This window comes from Pseudomonas sp. HY7a-MNA-CIBAN-0227 (genome assembly GCF_040310325.1).
GTDB lineage: Bacteria > Pseudomonadota > Gammaproteobacteria > Pseudomonadales > Pseudomonadaceae > Aquipseudomonas.
This window is the reverse complement of record NZ_JBEOPT010000019.1, coordinates 68159-91514: the sequence shown is the minus strand read 5'-3', so window position 1 is coordinate 91514 and position 23356 is coordinate 68159. Positions and strand designations below refer to the sequence as shown.

Below are 23356 nucleotides of genomic sequence, written 5' to 3'. Positions count from 1 at the left end.
CTTAAAGGGTCTCGGATCCGGTCAGGCGCTTGATGGTGCTGCGCAGGATAGGGCTTTCGGGTTGTTCCTTGAGGAACTTCTTCCAGATTTGTCTGGCTTCGCGCTGTTTGCCGTTGGCCCAGAGCACTTCGCCCAGGTGAGCGGCGACTTCCTGGTCGGGGAATCGCTCAAGGGCTTGGCGCAGCAGGCGTTCGGCTTCGTCCAGGTTGCCCAGGCGGTAATTCACCCAGCCCAGGCTGTCGAGCACGGCCGGATCTTCCGGGTTGAGCTGGTGAGCCTGCTCGATCAGGACCTTGGCCTCGGCATAGCGCGTTGTACGGTCAGACAAGGTGTAACCCAGGGCGTTCAGTGCCATGGCGTTGTCCGGGTCACGCTTGATGATCAGGCGCAGGTCTTTTTCCATCTGCGCCAGGTCATTGCGTTTTTCTGCTTGCATGGCGCGGGTGTACAGAAGGTTCAGGTCGTCGGGGTATTGCAGCAGTGCTTGCTGCAGTACTTTCCAGGCGCGATCGCCCTGATTGTTGGCCGACAAGGTCTCTGCCTGGATCAGGTAGAGCTGGATGGCGTAGTCCGGCTCTGCATCCCGTGCCGCCGTCAGACGTTTTTCCGCTTCATCGGTGCGGCCGTTGTTCATCAGGATATCGGCCTGACGCAATTGGGCTGGCAGGTAGTCATTGCCGGGGCCGACCTGGGCGTACTCGATCAACGCGCCTTGCGGGTCGTTGCGCTCTTCAGCGATACGCCCCAGGTTCAGGTGCGCCGAGTCGACATGGCTTTCCCGGGCGATCAGGTCTTCCAGGTAGCCCTTGGCCTCATCCCAGGCCTTGGCCTCCAGGCAGACCAGCGCCAGGGAGTAGCGCAGTTCGTCATCATCCGGATATTGCTGGACGAGGCTGGCGAACTCTACCTTGGCATCCTCCATGCGGTCCTGCTCCACCAACATGCGGGCGTAAGTCAGGCGCAGGCGCTTGTCGTCCGGGTACTTCTTGATGCTTTTTTCCAGCAACGGCAAGGCTTCCTTGCCGCGATTGAGGTTTTGCAGCAGGCGCGCCCGCAGCAGCAGTGGGGCGACTTCACCGTCTTCCGGTGGGTTGCGCTCCAGCAGCTTCAAGGCGGCCTCGGCTTCGTCATCCTGTTGCAACAACAAGGCCTTGCCGAAAATCAGCTGGCCATTCTTCGGGTGCTTTTGCAGCAGCCGGTCGAAACTCTTCATCAGGCCGGTGCGAGTGTCCTGGTCGGTGTCGGCAGCCGACAGCGCGAGGAAGTCGAAGTGGGTGTCACCCTTGCCCTGCAATACTTTCTCCATATAGATCATGGAGTCGTCATAGCGCCCGGCGCGAGCCAGTTGGATCGCCGCTGCACGTTGGGCTTCAAGGTCGTCCGGGGCGTTTTTCGCCCAGATCAGCGCACTGTCCAACGCGGCCTGGTCGGCGCCCAGGTACTCGGCAATGCGAAACGCCCGCTCGGAAATACCTGGGTCCTGGGTATTGATGGCCTGGGTCACGTAGTTATCCAGGGCAATGTCGAAACGATTGCGCTGGCCGGCCAGCTCCGCACTCAGCAGACTGAATACCGTCTCTTCACTGAACGAGGAGTAAACCTTGGGCTTTTCAGGGGTGGGAGTGCTGTCTTCTACCGGTGGCGAACCGTCCGGCGATACGGGAGCCATGGCCTGGCAGCCGCTGAGGAAGACAAAAGCAAGGAGCAACGCGGAAGATCTATTCATATAGGAAGAGGACGACTAACCTGCGGTCGGATCATCATGACACAAGCCTTCGGCCAAACATAACCGTGTAGGCGCGAGCTTGCTCGCGAAGAACCTGAGGGCAACGCGTTTTATTCAGTAAGCCCGCGTCATCGTTAACGACCATCACGAGCGTGCACGCTCCACAGATGGCCTTTTATAGGCGTAAGCTACCAGGGCAATAGACGGCAATGGTTGTTCTGAATCAGGCGAAGTAGGACAATTGTCGGCCTCTCGACATCATCAGCGATATTGAATGGCCTTCCTTGCTCTGGGTATTAACCACAAGACTGCTTCTGTAGACGTCCGCGAGCGCGTGGCGTTTACCCCGGAGCAGTTGGTTGAGGCCTTGCAGCAGCTCTGCCGGCTCACTGACAGCCGCGAAGCTGCGATCCTTTCCACCTGCAATCGCAGCGAGCTCTATATAGAGCAGGAACATCTTTCGGTGGATGTGGTGTTGCGCTGGCTGGCTGATTACCACCATTTGAGCCTTGAAGAGCTGCGCACGAGTGCTTATGTGCACGAAGAAGATGCGGCAGTTCGTCACATGATGCGGGTCGCCTCCGGGCTCGATTCGCTGGTATTGGGCGAACCGCAAATTCTCGGCCAGATGAAATCGGCCTACGCCGTGGCCCGTGAAGCCGGGACCATTGGCCCGCTGCTGGGGCGTTTGTTTCAGGCCACGTTTAACTCGGCCAAACAGGTGCGCACCGATACCGCCATCGGCGAAAACCCGGTCTCCGTGGCATTTGCCGCTGTCAGCCTGGCCAAGCAGATCTTCAGCGACTTGCAACGCAGCCAGGCGCTGCTGATCGGCGCCGGCGAAACTATCACCCTGGTCGCCCGCCACCTGCATGAGCTGGGGGTCAAGCGGATCGTCGTGGCCAACCGTACCCTGGAACGTGCCAGTATCCTCGCCGAGCAGTTCGGCGCTCATGCGGTGTTGCTCTCGGAAATCCCCGCCGAACTGGTGCGCAGCGACATCGTGATCAGTTCCACCGCCAGTCAGTTGCCGATCCTCGGTAAAGGCGCGGTAGAGAGCGCTTTGAAGCTGCGCAAGCACAAGCCGATCTTCATGGTGGATATCGCCGTTCCCCGGGATATCGAGCCTGAAGTCGGCGAGTTGGACGACGTTTACCTCTATAGCGTCGACGATCTCCACGAAGTGGTCGCTGAAAACCTCAAGAGCCGCCAGGGCGCAGCCCAGGCGGCTGAGGAAATGGTCAGCGCCGGCGCCGATGACTTCATGGTGCGCCTGCGTGAACTGGCCGCCGTCGATGTGCTCAAGGCTTACCGCCAGCAGGGCGAGCGCCTGCGGGATGAGGAATTGATCAAGGCCCAGCGCATGCTGGCCAACGGCAGCAGCGCCGAAGACGTGCTGATGCACCTGGCCCGTGGCCTCACCAACAAATTGCTGCACGCCCCAAGCGTGCAGCTTAAAAAACTGACTGCCGAAGGCCGCCTCGATGCGCTGGCCATGGCCCAGGAACTCTTTGCCCTCAATGAGGGCACGTCGGCTTCGGATAAAAAACCGCAATGAAAGCGTCACTGCTCAATAAGCTGGACATGATCCAGGATCGTTTCGAGGAACTGACCGCCTTGCTCGGCGATGGCGAAGTCATCTCCGATCAAAACAAGTTCCGCACCTATTCCAAGGAATACGCGGAAGTTGAACCCATTGTGGCCATCTATACACAGCTGCTCAAGGTTCAGGCTGACCTCGAAGGCGCCCAGGCGTTGCTCAAGGACAGCGATCCGGACATGCGCGAAATGGCCGTTGAAGAAGTGCGCGAAGCCAAGGACAGGCTGATCGAACTGGAAGGCGACCTGCAACGCATGTTGCTGCCCAAGGACCCCAACGATGGGCGCAACGTATTCCTGGAAATCCGCGCCGGCACTGGCGGTGACGAAGCGGCGATCTTCTCCGGGGACCTGTTTCGCATGTATTCGCGCTATGCCGAACGCCGCGGCTGGCGTGTCGAGATCTTGTCCGAGAACATCGGTGAACATGGCGGCTATAAAGAGGTCATCGCCCGGATTGAAGGCGACAACGTCTACGGCAAGCTGAAATTCGAATCTGGCGCTCACCGCGTACAGCGGGTTCCGGCCACTGAATCCCAGGGCCGCATTCACACATCGGCTTGCACCGTGGCGGTGTTGCCTGAGCCGGACGAGCAGGAAGCCATCGAGATCAACTCGGCGGACTTGCGTGTCGACACCTACCGTTCATCGGGTGCTGGCGGCCAGCACGTCAACAAGACCGACTCGGCGATCCGTATCACCCACTTGCCGTCGGGCATTGTGGTGGAGTGCCAGGAAGAACGTTCCCAGCACAAGAACCGAGCGCGTGCGATGTCCTGGCTGTCGGCCAAGCTCAATGACCAGCAGACCAGCGCCGCCGCCAATGCGATTGCCAGCGAGCGCAAATTGCTGGTGGGCTCCGGTGACCGTTCCGAGCGCATCCGTACCTACAACTTTGCCCAGGGCCGGGTTACCGATCACCGGGTCAACCTGACCCTGTACTCCTTGGATGAAATTCTTGCCGGTGGCGTGGATGCGGTGATCGAGCCGTTACTGGCCGAATACCAGGCCGACCAACTGGCAGCGATAGGTGAATAAATGACCATTATTGCTAGTTTGTTACGCGCCGCCGAGTTGCCTGACTCGCCCACCGCGCGCCTGGATGTGGAATTGCTACTGGCCGCGGCCCTGGGCAAGTCTCGCAGCTACCTGCACACCTGGCCGGAAAAGATCGTCAGCAGCGAAGCCGCGCTGACCTTCGCCAGCTACCTGCAACGCCGCCGTAGCGGCGAGCCCGTGGCCTATATCCTCGGCCAGCAAGGGTTCTGGAAGCTGGACCTGGAAGTGGCACCGCACACGCTGATCCCGCGTCCGGAAACCGAGATGTTGGTGGAAGCCGCCCTGGAATTACTGCCCGCCACGCCGGCCAATGTCCTGGACTTGGGCACTGGCAGTGGTGCTATTGCCCTGGCTCTGGCCAGCGAGCGTCCGGATTGGAAAATCACTGCGGTCGACCGCGTGCTCGAAGCAGTGGCCCTCGCCGAGCGTAATCGCCAGCGCCTGCACCTGAACAACGCTACGGTGCTGAGCAGCCATTGGTTCAGCGCCCTGAAAGATCACACCTACGACCTGATCATCAGTAACCCGCCGTATATCGCCGACACCGACCCGCACTTGGCTGCCGGTGATGTGCGTTTCGAGCCGGCCAGCGCCTTGGTGGCCGGCCACGATGGCTTGGACGACCTGCGCCTGATCATCGCTCAGGCACCCGTGCATCTGGATGCCGGCGGCTGGCTGCTGCTGGAGCATGGTTATGACCAGGCCCAGGCCGTTCGCGACCTGTTGCTGGCGCAAGGCTTCGAAGAGGTCCAGAGCCGCATCGACCTCGGCGGCCATGAACGCATCAGCCTGGGACGCCGGCCGTGCTGACCGATCAGGAGCTGTTGCGCTATAGCCGGCAGATTCTGTTGCAGCATGTTGACATCGACGGCCAGTTGCGCCTGAAAAATAGTCGTGCGCTGATTGTCGGCCTCGGCGGCCTGGGGGCACCGGTTGCCTTGTACCTCGCGGCAGCCGGCGTTGGTGAACTGCATTTGGCGGATTTCGACACCGTCGACCTGACCAACCTGCAACGCCAGATCATCCACGACACCGACAGTGTGGGTCTTACCAAAGTCGATTCGGCCATCCGCCGCCTGGGCGCGATCAATCCCGAGATCCAATTGGTCGCCCATCGCACCGCTATGGACGCCGATTCCCTGGCCGCCGCCGTGGCTGCGGTAGACGTGGTGCTGGATTGCTCCGACAATTTCTCCACCCGCGAAGCGGTAAATGCCGCCTGCGTGGCTGCCGGTAAACCGCTGGTCAGCGGTGCGGCGATTCGTCTGGACGGTCAGCTTTCGGTGTTCGACCCCCGGCGCGCCGAAAGTCCGTGTTACCACTGTTTATACGGGCACGGCAGCGAAGCCGAACTGACTTGCAGCGAAGCCGGCGTGATCGGCCCTCTGGTGGGTTTGGTAGGCAGCCTGCAAGCCTTGGAAGCGCTGAAGCTGCTGGCCGGTTTCGGTGAGCCGCTGGTAGGGCGGCTGTTGTTGATCGATGCCTTGACCACGCGTTTTCGTGAGTTGCGGGTCAAGCGCGATCCGGGTTGCAGCGTCTGCGGTACCCGACATGGTTAAGGACGCGCCGATTGGTGTGTTCGACTCCGGTGTCGGCGGCCTGTCGGTGCTGGACGAAATCCAGCGCCTGTTGCCCCATGAGTCACTGCTGTACGTGGCCGATTGCGGGCACATTCCCTATGGCGAGAAAACTCCGGAATTTATTCGCGAACGCTCTCGGCTGATCGCCGGATTTTTCCGCGAGCAGGGTGCCAAGGCCTTTGTGATCGCGTGCAACACCGCGACCGTGGCTGCTGTCGCTGATCTGCGGCGGGATTTTCCCGATTGGCCGCTGGTGGGCATGGAGCCCGCCGTCAAACCGGCTGCGGCGGCTACCCGCAGTGGCGTGGTCGGCGTGCTGGCGACCACCGGCACGCTGCAGAGCGCCAAGTTCGCCGCGTTGCTGGACCGCTTTGCCACCGATGTGCGGGTGATTACCCAGCCGTGTCCGGGTCTGGTGGAGCTGATCGAAACGGGCGACCTGCGCAGCCCTGCCTTGCGCCTGCTGTTGCAAGGTTATGTCGAACCGCTGGTCGAGGCTGGTTGCGACACCATTATTCTGGGCTGCACTCACTATCCCTTTCTCAAGCCACTGTTGGCGCAACTGCTACCGCCCACGATCATCCTGATCGACACCGGGGCGGCGGTTGCACGTCAGTTGCAGCGGCTTTTGGGTGAGCGCGGATTGTTGGCCGAGGGCAATCCTCGGACGGCGCAATTCTGGACGAGTGGTGATCCGGAACACCTGAGAAAAATCCTACCAACACTATGGAAGTCTTCAGGTGTTGTACGAAGTTTTGTCTTGTGAAAAGTTCGTGAGGTCACGTTCTTTTTGCACTGACTTCTATAGGAAGTTAGCCTGTACAAAATCATACGAACTTCGTTCGGAAGGAATGCTTCTTATGAAGCGCTTGTTCGGTTTGGCTGCGATTGCGGCCAAACACAGATAGGCTTCCACATCTGATCGAAGATCAGCGATACATCGTCGCAATCCCCTGGCGCTCGTCGATGCACTCCGGCGCACCCATCTCGAACTCACGGCAGATCAGCGGGCGCTTCTCGTAGATGCTGCACATCATTGTGTTGCGATCCAGCGCCGCGCACCAGCCATCGTCCAGGCGCAGCATGACTTCGCCGCCCCAATCGTCAGTGTCGATAAAACGTTCAGGCACACCGGTATCGGTGATCAGCATGACTTCCAACTGGCAGCAGCACGCGGCGCAGGTGGAGCAGGTGACGGCGGGTTCGGCAATTTGAGTGTGGGGAATGGTGGTCATAGACGCGCAGTGTAAGGCAACAGCGCTGCATCGGTGTGAAAGCTCTGACGGACGTTACTGTGCTATCCGGTGTAGCCCTCTAAAAAACAGCGCCCAGAGCAACCCCAGCCCAACAAGCGTTGGCCCGGTACCGTAAGGGAAAATCACGCCAGTCAATTGGCTGCCGGCGTAGTAAGACAGCGGCCCGCCCAGCGCCCCTAGCAGGCTGGCGCGCCACCAGGGGCGTGCTGTCCAGGCCAGACAATGACGCAGAGTGGTGGCTAATAGCGCCCACAGCAGGATCAGCCAGAAAGGAATCAATGGGCCAGGTTCGCTGAACTGAAACACGCCCAAACTGCGTAATAGCGTGTCAAGCGCCGTGCCAGCCAAAGTGACGTAGAGAATAAGTCCTCCTTCTCTGGCATATGAACTTATCCACAGCAGATGGATAGCCAATACCGCCAACCCCACCAGCAACCACAGACTGTCACCGCCAATGACGCAGGCAAACCAGCCGCACTGAAACAGCACGGCATTCGCCAGCTTTTTAAGCATTAAAGCGGCCGAGTAAGGGTTGGGTTACCGCCGAGGGCTTGGCCAGCAGCAATTGTGCCGTGCCGATGGTGCGCTCCATGAAACCGCCTTCGCAGTAGCACAGGTAAAACTCCCACAGGCGCAGAAAGTATTCGTCGTAGCCCAGTTCCATCAGGCGGCCATGGGCGCGGCGAAAGCTCTCATGCCACAGGCGCAGGGTTCGCGCGTAGTGCAGGCCGAAGTCTTCCATGTGTAGCAGGTTCATGTCGGTGTCGCGGCTGACGATGTCCAGCATTTTTTGCACGCTGGGCAGGGCGCCGCCGGGGAAGATGTAACGCTGGATAAAGTCCACGCTGCTCTTGGCCTGTTCGTAGCGTTGCTCGCGGATGGTGATGGCTTGCAGCAGCATCAGGCCGTCGCTCTTGAGCAACTGCGCGCACTGCTTGAAGTAAGTCGCCAGGAAACGATGGCCCACGGCTTCGATCATCTCGATCGACACCAGTTTGTCGTATTGCCCGGTGAGGTCGCGATAATCCTGCAACAGCAGCGTCACCTGATTGTGCAAACCCAGTGCTTCAATGCGCTTTTCGGTGTAGGCAAACTGCTCCTTGGACAAGGTCGTAGTGGTGACCTTGCAGCCATAGTGCTGCGCGGCGTACAGCGCCATGCTGCCCCAGCCAGTGCCGATTTCCAGCAGGTGATCCGAAGGCTTGAGCGCCAGTTTCTGGCAGATACGTTCCAGCTTGTTCAGTTGTGCCTGTTCCAGGGTGTCGTCGGCAGTAAGGAACTGTGCGGCCGAATACATCATGGTTGGGTCGAGAAACTCTTCGAATAAATCATTGCCCAGGTCGTAATGTGCGGCGATGTTCTTCTGTGAGCCCTTGCGGGTATTGCGGTTGAGCCAGTGCAGGCCTTGGGTGAAGGGCCGCGCCAGTTTCGCCAGGCCGCCTTCAAGAGCATCGAGTACATCGAGGTTGCTGACCATCACGCGCACTACGGCGGTCAGGTCCGGGCTGCTCCAGTAACCATGAATAAACGCCTCGCCGGCACCGATGGAGCCGTTGGCCGCCACCAGGCCCCATACGGCCGAGTCAAGGATCTGGATTTCCCCCAGCAGGTGCGCTTCTCGAGCACCGAAGACTTGTCGCTCGCCGTCTTCGATCACCACCAACTGGCCGTGACGAAGGTTACCGAATTGGCGCAGCACAGCCTTGCGCAACAAGGCGCCGGTCATGCCGTTAACGTTTAAACGACTGGATTTGACCGATAAGCTAGGGGATTTCATGGCGGCGATCCTTGGTATACCCAACTGCAGTTCGTGAGGCGCCATCGGCGGCCTGGTGGGGAAAAATCGGCGTGCGTTTAAACAGCAGGCGCAGGGCTTGCCAGTAAATCGCCAGGCAGGTCTTGGCGGTCATCCAGGGGAAGCGCCACAGGTAACGGTGCAGGCTGGATCGATCGAGGGCCTCGCGTTGCAGGCTCAAGGTGGCGTCGAACACTTTGACCTCGCCTTGCCAGTCGGCCATGTGCACGCCGAGTCTTGTGGTGGGCGGGCTGAAGCTCATGCGGTATTCCAGGTCCCTTGGCAGGAACGGCGAGACATGAAACGCCTTGGCTACGGCAAAGTGTTGATGCTCATCGGCCGCTAGCGCCTGAGCTGGCAGCACGTAGTGGTAGCGCTCGCGCCAGGGAGTGTTGGTGACTTCGCAGAGGATCGCCGCCAGCCGCCCATCGGCTTCGAAACAGTAGAAAAAACTCACCGGATTAAACGCCAGGCCCCAACTGCGAGCCTGGGTTAGCAGGCAGATACCGCCTTGGGGCACATACCCCAGCGCCTTGCCAATTTCTTGCTGCACCGCGGCGGTCAAGCTCATGCCGTGGCGGGTGAATTCACGCAGATAGTCTTGCTGGCGAAAGGCAAAGGGCGCAAAGCGGCCTGTGCCGGCCAGGGGCGAGAGCTGCAATACGTGATCCTGTTCGCTGAGGTCCAGGTACAGCAGGCCGATCCGGTAGCGAAAGGCATGAGCCTTGGGCGTAAACCGTCGGTGGGCAATCCAGCCGCTGTACAGGGCGCTGTTCACAGGGTTTCCCCAAAGGCCTGGGCCACGCGCAGGGCGCTGACTACGCCGTCTTCATGAAAACCATTGGCCCAGTAGGCGCCGCAATAATAGGTGTGCCGGGTGCCATGCAACTCTTCCCAGCGGGCTTGCGCGGCCACGGCGGCCAGGCTGTATTGCGGATGGGCGTAGGTGTATCGGGCAAGGATTTTCAGGGGGTTGATCATCGCCGTCTGGTTGAGGCTGACGCAGAAGGTGGTCGAACTCTCGATGCCTTGCAGGATGTTCATGTCGTAAGTGACAGCCGCCTGCTTGTGGGCGTTACCGTCCAGCCGGTAGTTCCAACTGGCCCAGGCCAATTTACGATCCGGCAGCAAACGAATGTCGGTGTGCAGGACCACGTCATTATCGGCGTAGGGCATCGCGCCGAGGATCTGCTGCTCGGCCAGGCTAGGGTCACCCAGCAGGAGCAGGGCCTGGTCGCTGTGGCAGGCGAAGACCACTTTGTCGAACTGTTCGCTGCCAGCGACGCTGTGGAGGATCACGCCTTCAGTGGTGCGCTCCACGCGGCTCACTGGGCAATTGAGGCGAATCTGTTCGCGAAAGGACACGCTCAGCGGCTCGATATAGCCGTTGGAACCGCCCTCGATCACGCACCATTGCGGCCGGTTGTTGACCGACAGCAGGCCGTGGTTCTTGAAGAACCGCACGAAAAATTGCAGCGGAAAACCAAGCATGTCCGCCAGCGACATCGACCAGATCGCCGCGCCCATGGGCACGATGTAATGGCGGATAAAGCGCGGGCCGTAGTTGCCGGCCTGCAAGTACTCGCCCAGGGTCATCTCGGCGCTGATGCGCTGCTCTTGCAGATCCAGCGGTGCCTGGCGATTGAAGCGCAGGATATCGCGCAACATGCCCCAGAAACCGGGGGAGAGAATGTTGCGGCGCTGGACGAACAGGCTGTTGAGGCTGTTGCCGTTGTACTCAAAGCCTTCGTTCTGGTCGCATACCGAAAAGCTCATCTCGGTGGGCTTGAACGACACGCCAATCTGCCCGAGCAAGCGAATGAAGTTGGGGTAGGTCCAGTCGTTGAACACGATAAAGCCGGTGTCCACTGCGTACTGTTCATCTTCTACGGTCACGTTCACCGTGTGGGTATGACCGCCGATGCGCTCGCCGGCTTCGAACAGCGCAATGTCGTGGCGACGACTGAGCAGGTAGGCACTGGTCAGCCCAGAAATGCCACTGCCGATAATGGCGATCTTCACAGGTCGTCCTTATGAGGCGGCGGGCTGCGTAACATGCGCTTGCCGATGATCAGTTGCGCGCGGTTTGGCAGTTTCGATAGCGGCCACAAGGCGGCGATAAACAGCGCGGGGAAGGCGATCTCCAGTGGGCGATTGTTCAGCTTGGCGAAAATATGCCGGGCGGCCTTGTCTACCGGCCAGTTCAAGGGCATCGGGAAGTCGTTGCGGGCAGTCATAGGTGTGTCGACAAAGCCTGGGCTGATCACGGTGACATCAATGCCTTCAGGCGATAGGTCGATACGCAGGGATTCAAACAGGTAGCGCAGGCCGGCCTTGGACGCGCCGTAGGCCTCGGCCCGTGGCATCGGCAAATAGGTCACGGCGCTGGCGACGCCCACCAGATGCGGTGTATGACCGGCGCGCAACAGCGGCAAGGCCGCCTCGATGCAGTAACTGCTGGCCAGCAGGTTGGTGCGAACCACATGCTCGATGATCGAGGAGTCAAACTGCCTGGCGTCGACGTATTCGCAGGTGCCCGCATTGAGAATCACCGTGTCCAGGGAACCCCAGACCACGGCGATATGCTCACCGATCTCGCGCACTGTTTGGCTGTTGGTCAAGTCGCCCGCCACCACCAGCACTTGCCCCGGATATTTCTGATCAAGCTGCTCCAGCGGCGCTTTGGCGCGCGAGCTGATCGCCACATGAGCGCCGCTGTTGAGCAGCTCTTCGGCCAGGGCGGCACCGATGCCACTGCTGGCGCCGGTCAACCAATAACGACGAGGCGGTGTAGGGCTCATCCCATTCTCCTTTTCAGCCAACTGACAACCCGGCCGATTAGCGGCAAGTGTTCATAAAGCAGCGCGCCCGCATCGAAGTAATCTCGGTGTCGGTAAACCTTGTCGCGCCACAGCAGGTGCGAGCAGCCCTCCACCCGAATCAGTTGGCCCTTGGCCAGGCGCGTGTGGCAAAAACTCATTTCCCAGCGCAGATAACCTTCGCCCTCGGCCACTTGGTCGAAGCCGTGGAAATCAAAATGCAGCTGACTGACGTTGTCGTACAGCCCGGTGAAATAGGCATGCAGTGCCGTCAGCCCCTGGACCTCGTGCAGCGGGTCGGTGAACGTGATGTCCTTGCTGTACAAGCTGTCGAGCAGGTGCAGGTTGTGTTTGTCCAGGGTCGCGAAGGCATGGGCAAACCGGCGCAGGAAATCACTCATACACCCCCTCAGCCGATTGGCGCGATGGTAGGCTGCGAAAGGCCGCCAGGGCGCGTTCCCGGGACTTCTTCAAGTCGACAATCGGCCGCGGGTAGTCGGCCACGCCAAACAGGCCGCCGAGGGCATCGGGGTTATGCACTTCTTTTTTGTTCAGAGTGGCCAGCTGCGGCAGCCAGTGCTTGATAAAACGTCCTTCACCGTCGAATTTTTCCGACTGGCTCAGCGGGCTGAAAATTCGGAAATAAGGCGCCGAGTCGGTGCCGGTGGATGAACTCCACTGCCAGCCACCGTTGTTGGCCGCCAGGTCGCCATCAATCAAGTGACGCATGAAGAAGCGCTCGCCTTCGCGCCAGTCGATCAACAGGTTCTTGGTGAGGAACATCGCCACCACCATGCGCAGGCGGTTGTGCATCCAGCCTGTTTCCAGCAACTGGCGCATGGCTGCGTCGATGATCGGCAGGCCGGTGCGGGCTTGCTGCCAGGCGGCCAGGTCTTCAGGTGCGTGGCGCCAGGCCACAGCTTCGGTTTGGGGGCGAAAGGCGCGGTGGCGGGAGACCCGTGGATAGCCCACCAGGATGTGTTTGTAGAACTCGCGCCACAGCAATTCGTTGATCCAGGTAATAGCGCCAATATCGCCGCTTTCAAACTCACCTCGGTTGCTTTGCAGTGCAGCGTGCAGGCACTGGCGCGGCGAGACCACACCGGCGGCCAGGTAGGCGGACAACTGGCTAGTGCCGGGCTTGGCCGGGAAGTCTCGCTCGTGCTTGTAGTTGCTGATCTGCCCGTCGGCGAATTGCTCCAGGCGGCGCCGCGCCTCGTTTTCACCCGCTGGCCACAGGGTACGCAGGCCTTCGCTGGGCGTGGCGAAACCGCTGACGTGCTCAGGGACCGGATCGCTTTTCAGGTCCAATACAGTTTGCGTCCTGGGCGTTGCCACCAATCGGGGCAGGGCGCTGTGCAGGCGGTTGTAACAGACTTTGCGAAACTGGCTGAACACCTGGAAGTAAGTACCGGTCTTGGTCAGCACGCTGCCGGGTTGGAACAGCAACTGGTCCAAGTAGCGGTGGAAGGTGACGCCCTGGCCCTCCAGCGTCTGGGCGACGGCTGCGTCGCGACGGCTTTCATGGATGCCATATTCTTCGTTGACGTGGACCGACTCGATCGATAGCTCCTGGCACAATTGCGCCAGCACCTGCGGCGCCTGATCCCACGTTGCGGCATGACGGATCAGCAGTGGGATGTTCAATTCAGCCAGGGCTTGGCTCAAGGCCTGCAGGTTGCGCAGCCAGAAATCCACCTTGCACGGTGCATCGTCATGGGCAAGCCATTGATCGGGGGTGATCAGGTAGACAGCTGCCGTTGAGCCTCGCTGGCTTGCGGCAGTGAGGGCGGTGTTGTCATGCAGGCGCAGGTCGGTGCGCAGCCAGGTCAAGTGCATTTAGAGAAGTCCACGCTGGATCAATGCCTGATGGGCCGACAACGGGTCTTCGGCCAGGAATAATTCAGGGATGTCATGGGTTAATACGGATAACTCGGCCTGGTGGATGCATACCGTTGGTCCGGCCATTAAGGTAGGGCAACTGACGCCGCTCAGGAGTTTCGCCAAGGCCATCAAATTGATGGCCTTGCTCGAGTAAAGCAGCACCGCACGGGGCTGCAAATGCTCGACGGCCAGGGCCAGTTCGCCGGCGGGCAGTGGCCAGTCGAAGACCTCTACAGGGCAGTCGGCGCTGCTGGCCAGCCAGGCGGTCAACCACAAGTGGGGTTCCAGTGGCAGGTCCGAGTGATTGATCAACAACAACGGCGCACCATTGAGCTGACGGTTGTTGTGGTACATCCGGGCGCCGAACTTGCTGCGCAGCCAGGAATGGAAAAACACCCGCTCCATTTGCGCACCGAATTGCCCTTGCCAGCGTTGTTCAAGTTCCTTGAGCAGCGGCAGCAACAGCTGCTCGCACAGGGTACGCGGCGGGTACAGCGCCATGGCCTGGTTGAAGGCATCGTCCACCCGGCGCTCGGCCAGTTGGCTGATGGCTATTAGCAAATGTTGGCGCAGGCTATGCCATTCGTTTTCTACGCTGTCGTCGACGGTTTGTGCGGTGTCGATCAGTTGTTTGACCTGGCTGACCGGTACGCCACGATTAAGCCATGTGAGGATGGTGTGGATGCGTTGCACGTGATCGGCGGAGAACAGTCGATGCCCCTTGGGCGTGCGTTGCGGCACGATCAGGCCGTAACGCCGTTCCCAGGCGCGCAGGGTTACGGCGTTGACACCGGTCTGGCGCGCCACTTCGCGAATCGGCAGCCAGCCTTGCTCCAGGGCCTGGGCAAAGTTTTCGCCGGGTTCGGTAAGGTCTTGCTCAAGAGTGTTCATGGGTTAAATCGCATTACGCAGGCTGAGGTTTTCCGGGTGCGGTTGCAGGTAAGCCTGCTGCGCTATGTAGCGGTCCGGATGTTGGCGAAAGTGGTGTTTGAGCAAGGTCATCGGCACCACCAGCGGCACGATGCCGTGGCGGTATTGGCCGATGACGGTCTGCACTTCCTGTTTGTCTTCGGCGCTGATGGCCTGCTTGAGGTAACCGCTGATGTGTTGCAGCACGTTAGTGTGGGTACCGCGGGTGGCGCATTTTTTCATCGCCGTCATCAGCTCACTGAAATAGACTGCACTCAGTTGGTTGAGGTCGGCATTTTTGCTCATGCTGCCCAGCAGGTGGCCGAGGCTTTTGTAGTGGGCCGGGCTGTGGGCCATCAGCAGGTATTTGTAGCGCGAGTGGAATACCAGCAGGCGGTGGCGGGTCATGCCTTCGGCCAGCAACTGTTGCCAGGTGGCGTAGACGAAGACTCGGGTCAGGAAGTTTTCCCGCAGTACCGGGTCATTGAGACGACCGTCTTCTTCCACCGGTAGATTGGGATGGCGGGTACAAAACGCCTGGGCGTAGATACCGCGTCCGCCGCCATCGATGGGCATGCCATTGTCCTGATAGACCTTGACTCGTTCCAGGCCACAGGAGGGTGATTTCTGCATGAAGATGTAGCCGCAGAGGTCGGTGTGTTCGCCAGCCATCTGTTGGCCATAGTCGTCCAGCGGCTGGGTTACGTTCAGTTCGCGGTGAACGGTGCCGACCGCTTGTGGTTGCAGCGGGTCGCCCACCAGGCGGATCGGTTCTCGGGGGATGCCCAGGCCGATGGCGACTTCGGGGCACAAGGACACGAAGTCGAAATAATCCGTCAGTGTCTGGCTGCACAGTTGCGATTGCTTGTGTCCACCGTTAAAGCGCACGTTCTCGCCCAGCAGGCAGGCACTGATGGCGATTTTGGGTTTGCCGGTGGTGGACGGGGCGCTGGACATGCCAAAACCTCTGCAATATTCCTGTACAGAATATTATTTGTGTACAACTAAACCTCATCATAGGTTTGATGCTGTACAAGTCAATTTATTTGTACAGTTATTTTCCGTCGGGTTATTTCCAGCCCATTTTCCAGTCTTCGGCATTTTGCAGGGTGTGCCAGGCCAGGCGTTCGCCACGGCGGGTGAGTACAGCTTGCAATTCGATTTCCAGCACCGTGCCTTCTTCGTCGCGAAACAATTCGCTGACCAGGAAGTGTTTTTCTCTGTTGCGGGGGCGGGCCGCTGTCCACTTCGACAGCAGCAATTTGGTGGGATTGATGCGGTTCACTGCAGGTGCTCGATCAGCCGCTTTGCCGCTTCCTGGCCGCTGAGCCAGGCACCTTCGACCCGGCCCGACAGGCACCAGTCGCCGCACACGTACAGCCCCAGATCGGCGTCGGCCAGCACGCCCCATTCGTGGCTGCTGGCCGGCCGGGCATAGAGCCAGCGGTGGGCCAGGCTGAAGGAGGGGGCAGGCATGGCGCAGTGCAGCAGTTCGGCGAACGCGCCGTGCAGCAGCTCGATCACCGCTTCCTTGGGCAGGTCAAGGTGCTGCTTGCTCCAGGTGCTGGTGGCATGGAGCACCCAGGTGTCGAGGGTGTTATCGCGCCCCGGTTTGCTGCGGTTGCGGGCCAACCAGTCCAGCGGGCTGTCCTGCACGAAGCAGCCTTCCATGGGTGTATCCAGGGGCGTGTCGAACGCCAGGGCGATGGCCCAGGTAGGGTCCATTTTTACCCCGGCGGCGGCACTGGCCAATTTTGGTACGGCAGCCAGCAGCGCAGTGGCCTGGGGCGCCGGGGTGGCGATGATCACATGGCTGAAGGGGCCATGGTTGCCGCCGTCGGCGTCCAGCAGGTTCCAGTGCTGTTTACCCTGGAACACTTCGGTGATGCGGCAGCCGAACTCCACAGGCAAGTCGTCAAGCAGGGCGCGGGTGATGGCACTCATGCGGGGCGTGCCCACCCAGCGGGTCTGTTCATCAGGGGAGGGGCTGAGCTGGCCGGACTGGAAGTTGTACAGCTGCGGCTTCCATTGGGCGACCCAACCATTGGCCTGCCAGCGTTGCACTTCGTTGACGAAGCGCCGGTCGCGGGCGGTGAAGTACTGGGCGCCCAAGTCCAGGGCGCCAGCATCACTGCGCTTGCTGGACATGCGTCCGCCGCTGCCACGGCTTTTATCGAAGAGTTGTACAACGTGCCCGGCATCTTTTAACGCGCGGGCGGCCGAAAGTCCGGCGATGCCGGTACCAATGATCGCGATGGGAACAGTCATGGAGGGCCTCGTTTTACCGTTGGGTACAGGCTACGTCGTCACCAATAGCTGTACAATATTATTTTTTGGTATAAGTTTTGACGTACCTGAACGTTTGGCGTGACCTATGGTTAAACCTGCGGGTTAAACCAACGTGCGCCGGATTAAAAAGATCCCTGCTTATAAAATAGACCAGTGATGGCCGGCGAACGTTACACGAGGAAAATCTCATGCATATTTTGCTGACCGGTGGTACGGGTCTGATCGGTCGCCAGCTCTGCCAACATTGGCTGGCACAGGGGCATCGCTTGAGCGTCTGGAGTCGTCGCCCCGAGCAGGTGGCCAAACTCTGTGGTGATCCGGTGCGCGGCATAGCCCGTCTGCAAGACCTGGCGGAGCCGGTGGATGCGGTGATCAACCTGGCCGGAGCGCCTATTGCCGACCGGCTCTGGACCCATAAACGCAAGGCCCTGTTGTGGAGCAGTCGGATCAGTCTGACCGAAACCCTGCTGGCTTGGCTAGACGGCCTTGAGCACAAACCTGCGGTGTTGATCTCCGGTTCTGCGGTCGGTTGGTACGGCGACGGCGGTGAGCGCGAGCTGACTGAAGACAGTGGCCCGGTGCAGGACGATTTCCCCAGCCAACTGTGTATCGCCTGGGAAGAAACCGCCCAGCGTGCCGAAGCCCTCGGCATACGCGTGGTATTGGTGCGTACAGGCTTGGTGCTGGCGGCGCAGGGCGGCTTTTTGTCGCGCCTGTTGCTGGCGTTTAAACTGGCGCTGGGCGGGCCCATCGGTAATGGTCGGCAATGGATGCCATGGATCCATATCAAGGATCAAATCGCCTTGATTGATTTTCTTCTGCACAAGAGCAACGCCAGGGGTCCTTATAATGCCTGCGCGCCTCATCCGGTGCGCAACCGCGAGTTTGCCAAAACCCTGGGCAAGGTACTGCACCGTCCGGCGTTCATGCCCATGCCGGCCTTCGCCCTGCGGGTGGGGTTGGGTGAGTTGTCCGGCTTGTTGCTGGGCGGTCAGAAGGCGGTCCCGGAACGGCTGTTGGCCGCCGGTTTCACATTTCAGTTCACTGAGTTGCACGCGGCCCTGGATGACTTGTCCAGCCGCCTCTAGAGATAGGATGTTGCATGACGGATCACGCGTTGTTACTGGTCAACCTGGGTTCACCGGCGTCCACTTCGGTGGCCGATGTGCGCAGCTACCTCAATCAGTTCCTGATGGACCCTTATGTGATCGACCTGCCGTGGCCGGTACGGCGTTTGCTGGTGTCGTTGATCCTGATCAAGCGTCCCGAGCAATCGGCCCATGCCTACGCCTCGATCTGGTGGGAGGAGGGTTCGCCGCTGGTAGTCCTTAGTCGCCGCCTGCAACAGCAGATGACTGCCCAGTGGACCCAGGGCCCGGTGGAACTGGCGATGCGCTACGGCGAACCGTCGATTGAAAGCGTGCTGACTCGCCTGGCCGCCCAGGGCATCCAGAAAGTCACCCTGGCGCCGTTGTATCCGCAATTTGCCGACAGCACCGTGACCACGGTGATTGAAGAAGCCCAGCGGGTAGTGCGCGAGAAGAAGCTCAAGGTGCAACTCTCGATCCTGCAGCCGTTCTACGATCAGCCGGAATACCTTGATGCCCTGGTGGCCAGTGCCAGGCCGCATTTGCAGCAAGACTTTGATCACCTGTTGTTCAGCTTCCACGGCCTGCCGGAGCGGCACCTGACAAAGCTCAATCCTGGTCATGCATTCGATGGCGCCTCTGACTGCTGCGCAAATGCCTCGCCAGAAGTCCGGGCCACTTGCTATCGCGGGCAATGCTTCAGCGTCGCCCAGGCTTTTGCCGAGCGCATGGGCTTGCCGGATGGCAAGTGGTCGGTGGCATTCCAGTCGCGCCTGGGTCGGGCGAAGTGGATCGAACCCTATACCGAGGCCCGGTTGGAAGCGCTGGCCAAGCAAGGGGTTAAGAAGTTGTTGGTGATGTGCCCGGCGTTTGTCGCGGACTGCATCGAGACCCTGGAAGAAATCGGTGATCGCGGGTTGGAGCAGTTCCGTGAGGCGGGGGGCGAGGAGTTGGTACTGGTGCCGTGCCTTAATGATAATGAGCAGTGGGCGGCGGCGCTCAATACGTTGTGTGAAAGAGCGCCGCTGCAATTGTAGGCGCCGTGGTTACAGGTTGAGGGTCAGGCTGACGGTGAAATTGCGCGGCTCACCGGGGTTGACCCAGTAGTTGCTGTAGGAGCGCTCGTAGTATTTTTCATCGAACAGGTTATTGAGGTTCAGGCCCACCGTGACGTTGTCGCTGGCTTTGTAATGGGCCAGCAGGTCGACGGTGTGATAGGCCGGCAATTGAAAACTGCCACCGGCCTCGCCCGAGCGATCGCCGACGTAGGTGAAGGCGGCGCCCAGATCAGAGCCACGCAGCAGGCCATCCTGAAACTCATACACCCCCAACAGGCTGCCACTGCGCTTGGCCACGCCGAGAATGCGGCTGCCGGCAGGGATGGCCTTGTCGCCCTTGGTGACTTCGGCATCGATGTAGGCAAAGGCGCCAATGACCCGCACAGCGTCGGTTAATTGCCCGGTCAGTTGCAGGTCAAATCCCTGGCTGCGAGCCTTGCCCATGGCGCGGCTGGTGTTGGTGTCCGGGTCCAGGGTGAGGACGTTTTCCTTTTCGATATGGAACGCGGCGAGGGTGGTGCTCAGGCGGTCGTCGAACAGCTCACTCTTGATACCTACTTCGTAGCCCACGCCTTCTTCAGGCTTGAAGGATTTACCGCCAGCGTCCAGGCCATTGTTGGGCTTGAATGAGGTGGAGGCGTTGGCAAACAGACCGACTTGAGGCGTCAGTTGATACAGCAGGCCGGCGCGCTGGGTCAGGGCGTCGTGGGTCTGCTTGCTTTTGGCGTGGTTATGGGTGAAGTCGTCAGTGCTTTGTTCGAAGTGTTCGAAACGCGCGCCGACCATGCCCCGCAGACGGTCAGTGAAGACGATCTGGTCCTGTAGGTTCAGTGCCTGGCTTTTGACCTGTTCGAAGAAGTCGGTGCCGGAGCGGGCGCCGTTGGGTTTGGGCTGGCCGTAGATCGGCTTATAGATGTCGATGGGGTAACTGCCAGCAATGGCGGTCACCCGTTCTTTCTTGCGGTAGTCCTCGTATTCGGTACCGATCAGCAGCTCATGCTGCCAACTGCCAATGTCGAACAGGCCGCGCAGTTCCAGCTGGGTGATGCTGTCGTGCCAACCGGTGGAACGTTCGCGATAACGGCGGTTGATGGTGTGGCCATCGGCGTTCACTGCGCGGTTCTCCGAGGCTTCGCCCCTCAGACTGCCTTGTTTGTAATGGCTGGCCAGGCGTAGTTTCCAGGCATCGTTCAGATGATGCTCAAGGGTCGCTTGCAGACGGTTGTTGTGGTTGTCGATAGCGCCGTCGTTGGGCTCGCCGAGGAAGGTCGAGCGGGAGACGCCGCTCCAGCGGTTATTGGGGGCGACGATGCCGCGGTCGAAGGTCGAGCTGTGACGCACGAATTCACTTTCCACCAACAGGCGGGTGTCCGGGTCCAGTTGCCAGCTGAACGATGGTGCGACGAACACGCGCTTGCTCTGCACGTGATCGCGAAAGCTGTGGTTGTCTTCCACCGCCAGGTTGACCCGCGACAACACGCTGCCTTCGCTGTCCAGCGGGGTATTGATGTCAACCGCGGTGCGGTAGCGATCCCAGCTGCCGGCGCTGGTCTGCACAGTGGTAAAGGCTTCGGGCTGCGGTTTTTTGGTGACGATATTGACGGTGCCGCCGGGGTCACCGCGACCATAAAGGCTGGCGGCAGGGCCCTTGAGCACTTCGATCCGTTCGATATTGGCCGCGTCCGGGGTGCTCGGGTAGCCACGGTTAGCGCTGAAACCGTCCTGGTAGAACTCCGAGGTGGTGAAGCCGCGCACGCTGTATTCGTAGAGGGTCAGGCCGCCGAAGTTGTTCTGCTTGGACACGCCGCCGGCAAACTCCAGGGCACGCTCGACATTGGTGCTGCCCAGGTCCTTGAGCACCGTGGCGGGAATCACGCTGATCGATTGGGGGATATCTCGCAGGGCGGTGTCGGTCTTGGTCGCACTGGCGGAGCGGGTGGCGCGATAGCCCTTGACCGGCTCGGTGGCCGATTCGTAAGCGTCGGCGGTGACGCTGATGGCGTCCAGTTCAACGGTGTTGGTGTCTTCGGCGAACACCGGGTCCACCAGCAGGCCCAGGGCGATGCCTGCCAGTGGAGCAAATTTACGAGACGTCATGGTAGAGCGTTCCAATATCAGTATTGAAACAATATAACATGACTGATGAGAGTGTATCTCTTTTGAGCTTTGCCCTTATTCCTGTTCTTTTACTGGCGCGGGCGGCGGCCGCAACCCGACTTCTGCCGACAGCTTGATCTCTTTGCCGTTGCGCATCACCTGGATGGCAACTTTCTCAGTGGGTTTTATCCGCGCCACCTGGTTCATCGACTTGCGGCCATCGCCAGCCGGTTCGCCGTCGATACTGAGGATCACATCGCCGACCTGCATGCCGGCTTTCTCGGCCGGGCCACCCCGCAGGATCCCCGCGATGACGATTCCTGGCCGCCCTGTCAAACCAAAGGATTCTGACAACTCCTTGGTCAGCGGCTGCACTTCAATCCCCAGCCAGCCACGAATCACTTGGCCGTGCTCGATGATTGACTTCATCACTTCGGTGGCCAGTTTTACCGGGATCGCGAAGCCGATGCCTTGGGAACCACCGGATTTGGAGAAAATTGCGGTGTTGACCCCGGTCAGGTTGCCGCTGGCATCCACCAGCGCGCCGCCGGAGTTGCCGGGGTTGATTGCGGCGTCGGTCTGGATAAAGTCTTCGTAGCTGTTGAGGCCCAGTTGATTGCGCCCGGTGGCGCTGATGATGCCCATGGTCACCGTCTGGCCGACACCAAACGGGTTGCCGATGGCCAATGCGACGTCACCGACCCGCAAGCCTTCGGAGCGGCCGATGGTGATCGACGGCAGGTTCTTCAAATCGATTTTCAGTACTGCGAGATCGGTTTCCGGGTCGCTGCCGACCACGCGGGCCAGGGTTTCCCGGCCATCACGCAGGGCGACGACGATCTGGTCGGCGCCGGTGGTCACGTGGTTGTTGGTGAGGATGTAGCCTTCCGGGCTCATGATCACCCCGGAGCCGAGGCTCGATTCCATGCGCCGCTGCTTGGGCGAGTTGTCACCGAAGAAACGCCGGAACTGCGGGTCTTCAAACAGAGGGTGCGCCGGTTTGTTGATGACTTTGGTGGTGTACAGGTTGACCACGGCGGGCGCTGCGACGGTCACCGCATCGGCATAGGTCACCGGGCCCTGTTGCACCGCGCTGGTTTGCGGTGCCTGTTGCAGGTTGACGTCCAGGCTCGGCAGGCCGACCCATTGGGGATAACGCTGAATAATCAGCGTGGCAATCAGCACGCCGGCCAGCAATGGCCATCCAAAAAAACGCAGTGCCTTGAGCATTAAGCAAATCCTGACAGGTTGCAGGGGGCGCGGGAGCGCCCATAATGTGGCGCATTATACGAGGCCGCGAGCGCCTCTGAACGGGATATTTAGGAGTCTTTTATGGCCGTCGCCCTGAGCACCCTCGTAGAAGAAGCAGATCGCTACCTAGGCAGCGCAAAAATTGCCGATTACTGCCCCAATGGCCTGCAGGTTGAGGGCCGGCCGCAAGTGCTGCGCATCGTCAGCGGCGTGACCGCCAGCCAGGCATTGCTGGACGCAGCGGTTGAAGCCCAGGCCGATCTGGTGCTGGTGCACCACGGTTATTTCTGGAAAGGCGAAAACCCGTGCATCACCGGCATGAAACAGCGCCGCCTCAAGACCTTGCTCAAGCACGACATCAGCTTGCTGGCGTATCACCTGCCTTTGGATCTGCACCCGGAGGTTGGCAACAACGTGCAGCTTGCCAGGCAGTTGGATATCACCGTTGAAGGCCCACTGGACCCGGACAACCTCAAGGTCGTCGGCCTGGTCGGTTCCCTGGCAGAGCCCGTGTCGCCCCGTGACTTCGCTCGCCGCGTGCAGGAAGCCATGGGCCGCGAGCCCTTGTTGATCGAAGGCAGCGAAATGATCCGCCGCGTCGGCTGGTGCACCGGCGGCGGCCAGGGCTACATCGATCAGGCCGTGCTGGCGGGAGTCGATCTGTACCTGAGCGGTGAAGCCTCCGAGCAGACGTTCCATAGTGCTCGGGAAAACGGCATCAGCTTTATTGCAGCCGGGCATCACGCCACCGAGCGCTATGGGGTGCAGGCGTTGGGGGATTACCTGGCAAGGCGCTTTGCCCTGGAGCATATATTCATTGACTGCCCCAACCCGATTTGAGAGCCAAACCCACCGGCATATTCATATATCGTTTCGATCTATCCAGCGCCCTGATTAGAAGCAGGTGCTGTGCTAGCATGCCTCGCTCGAACACGGCCCGTTGGCC

General features: G+C 60.2%; 23 protein-coding genes. 8 read left to right on the top strand and 15 right to left on the bottom strand.

The genetic code is table 11. From position 1 onward, the window contains the following. Position 1: 1 nt before the first annotated feature. Positions 2–1726 (bottom strand): tetratricopeptide repeat protein, encoded by a 1725-nt coding sequence (locus AAEZ06_RS24155; RefSeq protein ID WP_149411748.1) that lies wholly within the window; start codon positions 1724–1726, stop codon positions 2–4. Positions 1727–2000: 274 nt separating this feature from the next. On the opposite strand from AAEZ06_RS24155, the gene hemA reads away from it, so the two are divergent. The 5 genes from hemA to murI are packed head-to-tail and all read left to right on the top strand — an operon-like array spanning position 2001 to position 6730. Further along, positions 2001–3284, top strand: a complete 1284-nt coding sequence (gene hemA / locus AAEZ06_RS24150) for a glutamyl-tRNA reductase (protein WP_149411747.1) — start codon at positions 2001–2003, stop codon at positions 3282–3284. Further along, positions 3281–4363, top strand: a complete 1083-nt coding sequence (prfA, locus tag AAEZ06_RS24145) for a peptide chain release factor 1 (RefSeq protein ID WP_133101953.1) — start codon at positions 3281–3283, stop codon at positions 4361–4363. Before hemA ends, prfA begins: the two co-directional genes overlap by 4 nt. Further along, positions 4364–5194, top strand: coding sequence for a peptide chain release factor N(5)-glutamine methyltransferase (prmC, locus tag AAEZ06_RS24140; protein ID WP_350616580.1), 831 nt, complete (start codon positions 4364–4366; stop codon positions 5192–5194). Continuing rightward, a complete protein-coding gene (locus AAEZ06_RS24135) occupies positions 5188–5943 on the top strand; it encodes a molybdopterin-synthase adenylyltransferase MoeB (RefSeq protein WP_149411745.1) in 756 nt (251 codons plus the stop codon). Before prmC ends, AAEZ06_RS24135 begins: the two co-directional genes overlap by 7 nt. Then, a complete protein-coding gene (gene murI / locus AAEZ06_RS24130; RefSeq protein WP_149411744.1) occupies positions 5936–6730 on the top strand; it encodes a glutamate racemase in 795 nt (264 codons plus the stop codon). Before AAEZ06_RS24135 ends, murI begins: the two co-directional genes overlap by 8 nt. A gap of 163 nt (positions 6731–6893) precedes the next feature. On the opposite strand, the gene AAEZ06_RS24125 is transcribed toward murI, so the two are convergent. The 12 genes from AAEZ06_RS24125 to AAEZ06_RS24070 all read right to left on the bottom strand — a co-directional run bounded on the left by AAEZ06_RS24125 (position 6894) and on the right by AAEZ06_RS24070 (position 16895). Next, the gene (locus AAEZ06_RS24125; RefSeq protein ID WP_149411743.1) at positions 6894–7199 is read right to left on the bottom strand and encodes a YkgJ family cysteine cluster protein; all 306 of its coding nucleotides are present in this window, start codon (positions 7197–7199) and stop codon (positions 6894–6896) included. A gap of 54 nt (positions 7200–7253) precedes the next feature. Further along, the gene (locus AAEZ06_RS24120; RefSeq protein WP_149411742.1) at positions 7254–7733 is read right to left on the bottom strand and encodes a DUF2878 domain-containing protein; all 480 of its coding nucleotides are present in this window, start codon (positions 7731–7733) and stop codon (positions 7254–7256) included. After that, a complete protein-coding gene (locus tag AAEZ06_RS24115; protein WP_149411741.1) occupies positions 7726–8997 on the bottom strand; it encodes an SAM-dependent methyltransferase in 1272 nt (423 codons plus the stop codon). The genes AAEZ06_RS24120 and AAEZ06_RS24115 overlap by 8 nt, the downstream gene beginning before the upstream one ends. After that, positions 8984–9793, bottom strand: a complete 810-nt coding sequence (locus AAEZ06_RS24110) for a DUF1365 domain-containing protein (RefSeq protein ID WP_149411740.1) — start codon at positions 9791–9793, stop codon at positions 8984–8986. The genes AAEZ06_RS24115 and AAEZ06_RS24110 overlap by 14 nt, the downstream gene beginning before the upstream one ends. Further along, positions 9790–11037: an NAD(P)/FAD-dependent oxidoreductase gene (locus AAEZ06_RS24105; RefSeq protein WP_149411739.1), complete on the bottom strand. Its 1248-nt coding sequence runs from the start codon at positions 11035–11037 to the stop codon at positions 9790–9792. The genes AAEZ06_RS24110 and AAEZ06_RS24105 overlap by 4 nt, the downstream gene beginning before the upstream one ends. Next, positions 11034–11816, bottom strand: a complete 783-nt coding sequence (locus tag AAEZ06_RS24100; protein WP_149411738.1) for an SDR family NAD(P)-dependent oxidoreductase — start codon at positions 11814–11816, stop codon at positions 11034–11036. The genes AAEZ06_RS24105 and AAEZ06_RS24100 overlap by 4 nt, the downstream gene beginning before the upstream one ends. Beyond that, entirely contained in the window at positions 11813–12235 is a 423-nt protein-coding gene (locus tag AAEZ06_RS24095; protein ID WP_149411737.1) for a nuclear transport factor 2 family protein, read from the bottom strand. The genes AAEZ06_RS24100 and AAEZ06_RS24095 overlap by 4 nt, the downstream gene beginning before the upstream one ends. Continuing rightward, positions 12228–13673 (bottom strand): deoxyribodipyrimidine photo-lyase, encoded by a 1446-nt coding sequence (gene phrB, locus AAEZ06_RS24090; RefSeq protein ID WP_149411736.1) that lies wholly within the window; start codon positions 13671–13673, stop codon positions 12228–12230. Before phrB ends, AAEZ06_RS24095 begins: the two co-directional genes overlap by 8 nt. Then, positions 13674–14609: a MerR family transcriptional regulator gene (locus AAEZ06_RS24085; RefSeq protein WP_350616575.1), complete on the bottom strand. Its 936-nt coding sequence runs from the start codon at positions 14607–14609 to the stop codon at positions 13674–13676. A gap of 3 nt (positions 14610–14612) precedes the next feature. Beyond that, positions 14613–15584: a YbgA family protein gene (locus tag AAEZ06_RS24080; protein ID WP_350616573.1), complete on the bottom strand. Its 972-nt coding sequence runs from the start codon at positions 15582–15584 to the stop codon at positions 14613–14615. A 112-nt stretch (positions 15585–15696) separates the two neighbouring features. Then, entirely contained in the window at positions 15697–15912 is a 216-nt protein-coding gene (locus tag AAEZ06_RS24075) for a TIGR02450 family Trp-rich protein (RefSeq protein ID WP_149411733.1), read from the bottom strand. After that, on the bottom strand, positions 15909–16895 hold the full coding sequence (locus tag AAEZ06_RS24070; protein WP_350616571.1) for an NAD(P)/FAD-dependent oxidoreductase: 987 nt from the start codon (positions 16893–16895) through the stop codon (positions 15909–15911). The genes AAEZ06_RS24075 and AAEZ06_RS24070 overlap by 4 nt, the downstream gene beginning before the upstream one ends. Before the next feature lie 209 nt (positions 16896–17104). Here AAEZ06_RS24070 and AAEZ06_RS24065 point away from each other — a divergent pair, with 209 nt between their 5' ends. Both AAEZ06_RS24065 and hemH read left to right on the top strand, forming a co-directional pair. Continuing rightward, the gene (locus tag AAEZ06_RS24065; protein WP_149411731.1) at positions 17105–18004 is read left to right on the top strand and encodes a TIGR01777 family oxidoreductase; all 900 of its coding nucleotides are present in this window, start codon (positions 17105–17107) and stop codon (positions 18002–18004) included. A gap of 14 nt (positions 18005–18018) precedes the next feature. Then, positions 18019–19041 carry a ferrochelatase gene (hemH, locus tag AAEZ06_RS24060; RefSeq protein ID WP_149411730.1) on the top strand — a complete coding sequence of 341 codons (1023 nt, stop codon included), beginning with the start codon at positions 18019–18021 and terminating at the stop codon, positions 19039–19041. Positions 19042–19050: 9 nt separating this feature from the next. On the opposite strand, the gene AAEZ06_RS24055 is transcribed toward hemH, so the two are convergent. Next, on the bottom strand, positions 19051–21159 hold the full coding sequence (locus AAEZ06_RS24055) for a TonB-dependent siderophore receptor (RefSeq protein ID WP_350616568.1): 2109 nt from the start codon (positions 21157–21159) through the stop codon (positions 19051–19053). Between the two features lie 75 nt (positions 21160–21234). Then, positions 21235–22389, bottom strand: a complete 1155-nt coding sequence (gene algW / locus AAEZ06_RS24050) for a Do family serine endopeptidase AlgW (RefSeq protein WP_149411728.1) — start codon at positions 22387–22389, stop codon at positions 21235–21237. A 102-nt stretch (positions 22390–22491) separates the two neighbouring features. On the opposite strand from algW, the gene AAEZ06_RS24045 reads away from it, so the two are divergent. Further along, positions 22492–23250, top strand: coding sequence for a Nif3-like dinuclear metal center hexameric protein (locus AAEZ06_RS24045; protein ID WP_350616566.1), 759 nt, complete (start codon positions 22492–22494; stop codon positions 23248–23250). Positions 23251–23356: the final 106 nt, after the last annotated feature.